General features: G+C 68.0%; 10 protein-coding genes. 7 read left to right on the top strand and 3 right to left on the bottom strand.

The window, feature by feature from the left end; all coding sequences use genetic code 11:
• Window positions 1-119, bottom strand: a 119-nt coding sequence (locus tag V6M42_RS08185; RefSeq protein WP_332678144.1) for an Mpo1-like protein, incomplete at its 3' end; no start/stop codon positions are given.
• Window positions 120-248: 129 nt separating this feature from the next.
• Between V6M42_RS08185 and V6M42_RS08180 the strand changes: the two genes are divergently transcribed.
• The gene (locus V6M42_RS08180) at window positions 249-458 is read left to right on the top strand and encodes a flagellar hook protein FlgE (RefSeq protein WP_332678143.1); all 210 of its coding nucleotides are present in this window, start codon (window positions 249-251) and stop codon (window positions 456-458) included.
• On the opposite strand, the gene V6M42_RS08175 is transcribed toward V6M42_RS08180, so the two are convergent.
• The gene (locus V6M42_RS08175; RefSeq protein ID WP_332678142.1) at window positions 459-989 is read right to left on the bottom strand and encodes a hypothetical protein; all 531 of its coding nucleotides are present in this window, start codon (window positions 987-989) and stop codon (window positions 459-461) included. It abuts the gene before it with no gap.
• A gap of 172 nt (window positions 990-1,161) precedes the next feature.
• Between V6M42_RS08175 and V6M42_RS08170 the strand changes: the two genes are divergently transcribed.
• The 6 genes from V6M42_RS08170 to V6M42_RS08145 all read left to right on the top strand — a co-directional run bounded on the left by V6M42_RS08170 (window position 1,162) and on the right by V6M42_RS08145 (window position 6,095).
• Entirely contained in the window at window positions 1,162-1,632 is a 471-nt protein-coding gene (locus V6M42_RS08170) for a Csu type fimbrial protein (protein WP_332678141.1), read from the top strand.
• On the top strand, window positions 1,632-2,357 hold the full coding sequence (locus V6M42_RS08165; RefSeq protein ID WP_332678140.1) for a fimbrial biogenesis chaperone: 726 nt from the start codon (window positions 1,632-1,634) through the stop codon (window positions 2,355-2,357). Before V6M42_RS08170 ends, V6M42_RS08165 begins: the two co-directional genes overlap by 1 nt.
• Window positions 2,338-4,707, top strand: a complete 2,370-nt coding sequence (locus tag V6M42_RS08160; RefSeq protein ID WP_332678139.1) for a fimbria/pilus outer membrane usher protein — start codon at window positions 2,338-2,340, stop codon at window positions 4,705-4,707. Before V6M42_RS08165 ends, V6M42_RS08160 begins: the two co-directional genes overlap by 20 nt.
• Window positions 4,695-5,168 carry a spore coat protein U domain-containing protein gene (locus tag V6M42_RS08155; protein WP_332678138.1) on the top strand — a complete coding sequence of 158 codons (474 nt, stop codon included), beginning with the start codon at window positions 4,695-4,697 and terminating at the stop codon, window positions 5,166-5,168. Before V6M42_RS08160 ends, V6M42_RS08155 begins: the two co-directional genes overlap by 13 nt.
• A gap of 15 nt (window positions 5,169-5,183) precedes the next feature.
• Complete coding sequence (locus V6M42_RS08150; protein WP_332659408.1) at window positions 5,184-5,372, top strand: hypothetical protein; 189 nt, start codon at window positions 5,184-5,186, stop codon at window positions 5,370-5,372.
• A gap of 117 nt (window positions 5,373-5,489) precedes the next feature.
• On the top strand, window positions 5,490-6,095 hold the full coding sequence (locus V6M42_RS08145) for a BRCT domain-containing protein (RefSeq protein WP_332678137.1): 606 nt from the start codon (window positions 5,490-5,492) through the stop codon (window positions 6,093-6,095).
• A 94-nt stretch (window positions 6,096-6,189) separates the two neighbouring features.
• Here the strand turns inward: V6M42_RS08145 and V6M42_RS08140 are convergent.
• On the bottom strand, window positions 6,190-6,903 hold a 714-nt coding region (locus V6M42_RS08140; protein WP_332678136.1), incomplete at its 5' end, for a hypothetical protein.

Genomic DNA, 6,903 nt, shown 5'->3' with positions numbered 1-6,903 from the left:
AGCGCCGTGCCCACGACATGGATCCGCCGGCACGTCCGGTTGGAATGCTCGTGGATATAGTAGGGATAGAAGGCCGAGAACGACGGGTAGCGTTCGCCGGGCGCGGGCTGGCTGGTCATGGCCCCAGCCTCTCCCCGCGCCGCCCTGCGGTCAAGCCGCCCCCGATCGCCCGCATGTTCACCATCCCTGTCAGCGATCGCGTAACGCCGTCGCCGCGATAGTCGGCCGTCTTCCCACGGAGCCGTTCCATGCAGGCCTTCGCCATCGCCGCCGCCGGCATCGCCGACGCCTCCGCCCGGTTCGACGCCAGCGCGCGGCGCACGGCCGGCGACCCGCTCGGCAATCTGGCCGCCGAGACCGTGGAACGCGTGACCGCCGAGGTCGCCCTCAAGGCCAATGTCGCGGTGCTGAAGACCGCCGACGAGATGTCCGGAAGCCTGCTCGACATCCTGACCTGATCAGACTTCCGTCGCCGGCTCCGGCCCCAGCAGCCGGCGCAGCAGCGGCCAGATATTGGCCAGGGCCGAGACGAAGCCCACGACGCTCGAAACCCACTGGAACGCCGTCCACATCCAGCCGAACAGGTCGGCGTCGCCGATCGCCTGGCTGATGGGGAACAGCACCTGCGACACCCCGATCTGGAAGGCGGCGTAGGCTGCGGAATATTCGATCGACCGGTCGGCGAAGAAGGCGATCAGCACCGCCGCCGCCGCCGGCGCCCACAGCAGCGGCAGGATCAGCAGCAGGGCCAGCAGAACAACCGCCAGCTTCGTTCCGATCGTCTCGCCCGACAACAGGCTGGCGATCACGCCCCCGCCCAGTCCCAGCGCCACCGCGCCCAGCATCGCCGGCAGGACCCTGTCCACCGCGGCCATCAGGTCGGCAAACAACAGACCGGTCAGCACGCCCGCCCCGGCCAGCAGGAACGCCCCCACCCACAGGGCCGCATACTGGCCCAGCCGACGCTTGATGTGACCCAGGCTGATCATGGCCCGCCCCGAGAATTGGTTAATGCGACCATGCCGCGTCAGGGACCGCGAGTCCACGACCGGCCCGCCCCGCGCCGACAGGCGAAGGACCCTCGCGTTTCCGGGTTTTCCCCGATGCCGCGCACCGGAACCCGCACCTAGTCTCGCTGCCGGACAACAGTGGAGGCTGGTGATGCGTATCCTCATGCTCGGGGCGGCGATCGCCCTGCTGGCGGCGGGCGGCGCCGCGGCGCAGACGCGGACGGCCCAGTTCGCCGTTCGGGCCCAGGTCACGGCCGACTGCCAGATCACCGCCGAGGACCTGAATTTCGGCACGTACAAGTCCGACGCCATCGCCACCGGCTCGACGCCCGTGACCCTGCGCTGCACCCCCGGTTCCAGCGCGACGGTCAGTTTCGACGCCGGCGCCTCGGGCAATCCCCAGGCCCGGTATATGGATGGGCCCGGTCACCTCAACTACCAGATCTACAAGGACATCGGCCGGCAGGATCCGATCGACACCATGGGCGCCGCCTTCCAGCTTCCGGGAATCAGCAACATCGGGCAGCTCGTGACCTACCGGGTCTACGGCGAAGTGCCCGTCGGCCAGAACGTGCCGGCCGGCAACTACGTCGACATCCTCCGCGTCACGGTCCAGTACTGATGGGAACCGCCCTGCCCCGGCTCACCGCCCTCGCGGCCCTGCTCGTCGCGGTGGCGCTCGCGTTCGCGCCCTCGCCCTCCGTCGCCGGATCGCTCGAGATCGGGCCGATCCGGGTCCAGATGATCGGGTCCGAACGCACGGCCACCCTGACCATCCGGAACACCGACGCGACACCGGTGACCGTCCAGGTCCGCACCGTCGACTGGACCCAGCCCGGGGGAGCCGACGTCTACACCCCGTCATCCGTCCTGATGGTCAGCCCGCCGCTCGTCACCCTCGCCCCGGGGGAATCGCAGGTCATCCGCCTGGTGATCGAGAACATGCCCGAGGCGTCGCACGAGCGCGCCTTCCGCCTGATCGTGGACGAGCTTCCGGCCTCGGCGGACGCCTTGCCGGCGGGAGTGGTGACCGCGCTTCGCGTCCTCGTCCCTGTGTTCGTGACCCCATCGACCGAGTCTCGCGCGCGCCTGAGATGGGAGGCGAAGCAGGAGGGCGAGAGCCTGACCGTGACCGCGATCAACGAAGGGGCAGCCCGCGAACGACTGATCAATCTGCAGGCTTCCAGCGGCGGCCAGCCCATCGGAGAGCCCCTGGAGGGCTACGTCCTCAGCGGCGGCCGCCGCACCTGGACCATCGATACGGGCGGCGCGACGGCCACCGCGCTGAGCCTCAGCGCCGAAGGCGAATACGGGACGGTCGAGGCCAATGTCCCGGTCACGCCATGACCGGAACAGGACGCGCTTCCTCGTCTGCGTGATGGCGTCCCTGGCCGCCGTCGTCGCCCCCCTGCCCGCCGCGTCGGCGCCGCTGCAAGATCCGCCGCCGCCCGGCGGATCAGAGGAAACCATCGCCCTGCTCGACGTGCGGGTGAACGGGTGGTCGCTGGGGCTGGTGGCGCGCTTCTATGAAGCCAACGGCCGACTCTCGCTTCCGGCCGATCAGTTCGACGGCCTGGGCTTTCTGGTCGATGAGGCGTGGGTGACGGCGGTCGGGGACGAACGCCGCATCTGGCTGGATCAGGTCCCGGGCCTTCAGTGGGAAATCGACCGCGCCAGTCAGGTCATTTATCTCACCGCCCCTTTCGAACGCCTGAAGCCGCGTATCCTCGAGGTGGCGCCCGGCATCCCCCGCGTGCCGGCGCGGGCCGACTGGGGCGCCATGCTGGCCTATGACGCCTATGGCCAGTGGGCGAAACAGTCCGAGGCGGTCGACTTCGCGCGAACCCTGTCGGTCAATCTGGACGCCCGCCTCTTCTCGCCCTGGTTCACCGCGACCACCACGGGCTTCGTGACAAAATCGGAGGCCCAGCCCGAAGAATTCATCCGGCTGGAATCCTGGATCGACTTCGATTCCACGGACAACGCCGTGCGCCTGCGACTGGGCGACACCTACAGCGCCGGCCCGGTCTGGATCCGACCCTTCCGTTTCGGCGGCGTGCAGTGGATGCGCGACTTCTCCCTGCGGCCGGACATCGTCACCACCCCGACCCCCGAGATCCGCCAGGACATCGGCCTGCCCTCGACCGTCGATCTCTTCATCAACGGCGTTCAGCGCTACTCGACCCCGGTCGATCCCGGCACGCTGCGACTGACCGACCTGCCCATCGTCGGCGGTTCGAACATGGTCAGCGTGGTCGTTACCGATCAGGCCGGCCGGCGCACCCAGCTCTACCTGCCGCTCTACTCGTCCACGGAGATGCTGGCGCAGGGCATGACCACCTTCAATGTCGAGGCGGGGGTGGCGCGCCAGAACTACGCCGTCGACAGCAACAACTACGAAGGCGACTTCGCCCAGGCCGCCTTCGGCTACGGCGTGACGGACCAGTTCACCTTCAGCGGCTATGCGGCGGGGGCGGAGGACTATGCGTCCGCCGCCGCCGGCGCAGCCTTCTCCCTCGGCAGTTTCCTGTTCGTCGACAGCGCCCTCATGCTCAGCGACGGGGCCGAGGGGCGAGGCTGGGCATGGTACGCGGGCGTCGAGCACATCGACCCGCGCTTCAATTTCGCCGCCAGCTATTTCGAGAGCGACGGCTACCGGGATCTCGCGGACCGGTTCGGCTACGCGACGTTCGACCGGCGAGCGACGGCGTCGGCGGGGCTGGACATGGGCCGGGCCGGAAACCTCAATGTCAGCTGGGTCATGCAGCGCGAGGTCGGCGGGGCGCAAAGTTCGGTGGCCTCCGGAACCTGGGGCGTCGACCTCTTCGACGACCGGATCCACCTCTCCGCCTCCGCCTACGCCGAACTGGAAGAGGATAGCTGGGGAGCCATGGTCTCGCTGTCCTTCCCGCTGGGGGCCAGCGGCGACACCCAGGTCTATGTCCAGGAAAACTGGCGCAAGGGCGAGGAAAACGTGACCTCCGCCCAACTTCGCAGCGAGGCCTTCGACCAGAGGCTTACCTGGGTGCTCGACGGCGAGACGGGCGCGCGCGACCGGGGGGAAATCATCGCCGACTGGGACGGTCGCTATTCAGACATTCACGCCTCGGTGGCGACGTCCGACGGCGCCACGGGCTACGAACTGGGCGTCGCCCAGTCTCTGGTGCTCATGGACAACGAGATTTTCATCGCCGGCCGCATCGACGACGGCTTCACCGTGGTCGAGATCGACGACTCGCCTGGCATCAGCGTCGCGCTGGAGAACAGCCATGTAGGACGCACCAACGCGCGCGGCCGCATCCTGATCACGGACCTTCAGTCCTACGCCGCCAACGCCGTCTCCATCGATCCCCTCGACCTGCCCATGAACGCGAGCATAAGCGATACCGCGACCCTGGTCGCTCCGCGCGCCCGCGCCGGCGTGGTCACCCGCTTCCCCGTGACGCGCGCGCGATCGGCCCTCGTCACCCTTCGCCTGCCGGACGGTTCGCCGCCGCCCGTGGGAGCGTCGGTGACTATAGAGGGTTCGGAGGCGACCGGGATCGTCGGCTTCGGGGGTGAAATCTATCTCCGCGACCTCGCCGTCGGCGAAAACCGGCTGGAGCTCGCCTGGCCCGACGGCCGCTGCTCCGTCGCGATCAACGTCGGCGCCGGGGGCGGCCTGCCTCGCCTGGGACCCTACACATGCGCGCCCTGATCCTGATCGCGGCCCTGCTCGCCCCGCCGCTGCTCACGCCAGTCCCCGCCGCCGCCCAGACGACGATCTCGCCCCGCTGCCTCATCAGGACGGAGCCGATGAGTTTCCGCCCGTACAGTGCGCTGGATCAGGCTCCCAACACCACGACCTCGCAGATCGAGGTGGTCTGCGACCCCCTCGACCGCATCTCGCTGGTGCGGATTTCTCTCTCCCAGGGGCGCTCGGGCCGCCACCATGACCGGACCATGACCCGGGGAGGCTCCGTCCTGCACTACAACATCCACACCGATCCGGGTCATCGGAGGGTCGCCGGCGACGGCACGAACGGGACTGTCGCCCCCGTCCGGCTCCAACGGGGCGCGGGGCGCGCGACGTTCAGGCTGTACGGAATCATTCCGCCTCGACAACGCATTCGAGACGGCGAATATGACGATACGTTGCGTGTGACCATCGAGTTCTAGATCCGGGGCCGACTGATGATCCTCCTGCCGCTCTTGCTGCTCGTCGTTCCGCCCCAGACGTCGACCGCCGTCATGAGCGTGCGCGCCCAGGTGATTCAGACCTGCACCGTCACCCCCGCGAGCGTTACCTGCCGCGGCGCCCGGGATCGTCCCGAAGAGCGCCGGATCATCCGCAGCGGGTCTGTCGCCGTCGTGGAATTCTAGATCGCCGCACGGCAAGGCTGGCCTTCAGGCCCCACTTCCAATCCGCCCGGCCTCGCCCATTCGATAAAGTCGCGCTAAAGTAGCGAAACCTTGAGCCGCGGGTAGCATGGGCTGACCATGGACAACGAACTGATCAACCGCCTCGGCGGCGACCGGATTACATCACGGCAAGTCGATGAACTCGTTGGCCTCGCACGCGGTGTCGCGGCCGACGGCGACCTTAACCAAGCCGAAGTTGAGTTTCTTCAGAAATGGCTCGCCGCCAACGTCGCGGTCAGCGAGCAACCGCTCATACGAACCCTCTACCAGCGCATCAACGATGTCTTGGCCGACGGCGTCTTGGACGCAGAAGAAAAGGCCATCCTGCTGGACACTTTAAACAGCTTCTCCAGCCGCGATTTCGAACTCGGAGAAGTCCTGAAATCCTCGACCCTGCCTCTCTGCGACCCTGCACCGACCCTGTCGTTCGATCGTCGCACCTACTGCTTCACCGGCACCTTCATCTACGGCCAGCGCAAACACTGCGAACAGGCTGTGACGGAGCGCGGCGGCTTCTGCGGCGGCCTCAGCGGCAAGACGGAGGTGCTGGTGATCGGTGCCTACGCCACAGAGTCCTGGAAGCACTCTTCCTTCGGCAACAAGATTCTACAGGCGAGTGATTGGCGTGATGAAGGGCGACCGATCGCGATCGTCTCGGAGGAGCACTGGACGCGACATTTGTGACAGCTGACCAGCCACTGAACGCGAAATCTAGCAGCCGGGGGCTAGAACGTTGACTGCGCGGGGACGGCCCCAACCCAGCAGTTCGGTCCCGCTCTCACCCTCCCTCCACCACCGGTCGCCCCAGCCTGTGCATCACCGACGGCTCCAACGGCCACAGCACGCCGGCCTCATCCCAATAGTATTTGGCGCTCCCGTCCGCCAACGCCCTCGCATAGTCGGCGGCGGCGGCCTCGGGGCCGAGATGTTCAGCGCGCCAGTGGTACATCAGGGCGGTATGATGGTGGGTCTGCTGCGGCGTCCCCAGCAGCATGCCCTCGGCCAGTTTGCGTGCTTCTGTCTCGACGGCGTCTGACTGGCAAAGCGCTTCGATTGCGGCCCACCGCGTCGCGGTACGCTCCGCCTCGGCCTCGGGGTCGTGCAGTTGTTCCGTCAGTTCGGCAAAGGCCCGCGCCGCCTTCAGCGCCGCCAGCGCCGCCGCTCCCTCGCCGCGCGCCATGGCCGCCGCCGCGTGGTCGAGGCAGGCCGCCAGCGCCGCCTGCCGGTCGACAGGGCCCTCTGGCCTCGGGTCGGGCGCGGCGAAGGTCGCGGCGATGCGGTCTCCCGGCAGCTCACGATCCGAACGCTCGGCCTGATGCCGCCGCGACCAGCCCTCCAGCCGGCATTTCTTCCTCAGATTGGCCAGGCCGATATCGAACCGCCGGGCCACGGACGGCCCGCTCTCTCCGGCCTCATAGGCCAGACGCACCCGCGCCCACACCTCCGGGCCGCGATATTTTCTCAGGCGAAAATGGTCCATGCGGCGAAGCTG

The sequence above is a fragment of the Brevundimonas sp. genome (genome assembly GCF_036677305.1).
Classification (GTDB): domain Bacteria; phylum Pseudomonadota; class Alphaproteobacteria; order Caulobacterales; family Caulobacteraceae; genus Brevundimonas.
This window is presented reverse-complemented; position numbering and strand designations above follow the sequence as displayed.

What these genes read in the sequence shown, in the direction of transcription:
- V6M42_RS08180 (WP_332678143.1), top strand. Translation starts at nt 249, where the DNA reads ATGCAGGCCTTCGCCATCGCCGCCGCCGGCATCGCCGACGCCTCCGCC.
- V6M42_RS08175 (WP_332678142.1), bottom strand. Translation starts at nt 989, where the DNA reads ATGATCAGCCTGGGTCACATCAAGCGTCGGCTGGGCCAGTATGCGGCC.
- V6M42_RS08170 (WP_332678141.1), top strand. Translation starts at nt 1,162, where the DNA reads ATGCGTATCCTCATGCTCGGGGCGGCGATCGCCCTGCTGGCGGCGGGC.
- V6M42_RS08165 (WP_332678140.1), top strand. Translation starts at nt 1,632, where the DNA reads ATGGGAACCGCCCTGCCCCGGCTCACCGCCCTCGCGGCCCTGCTCGTC.
- V6M42_RS08160 (WP_332678139.1), top strand. Translation starts at nt 2,338, where the DNA reads ATGTCCCGGTCACGCCATGACCGGAACAGGACGCGCTTCCTCGTCTGC.
- V6M42_RS08155 (WP_332678138.1), top strand. Translation starts at nt 4,695, where the DNA reads ATGCGCGCCCTGATCCTGATCGCGGCCCTGCTCGCCCCGCCGCTGCTC.
- V6M42_RS08150 (WP_332659408.1), top strand. Translation starts at nt 5,184, where the DNA reads ATGATCCTCCTGCCGCTCTTGCTGCTCGTCGTTCCGCCCCAGACGTCG.
- V6M42_RS08145 (WP_332678137.1), top strand. Translation starts at nt 5,490, where the DNA reads ATGGACAACGAACTGATCAACCGCCTCGGCGGCGACCGGATTACATCA.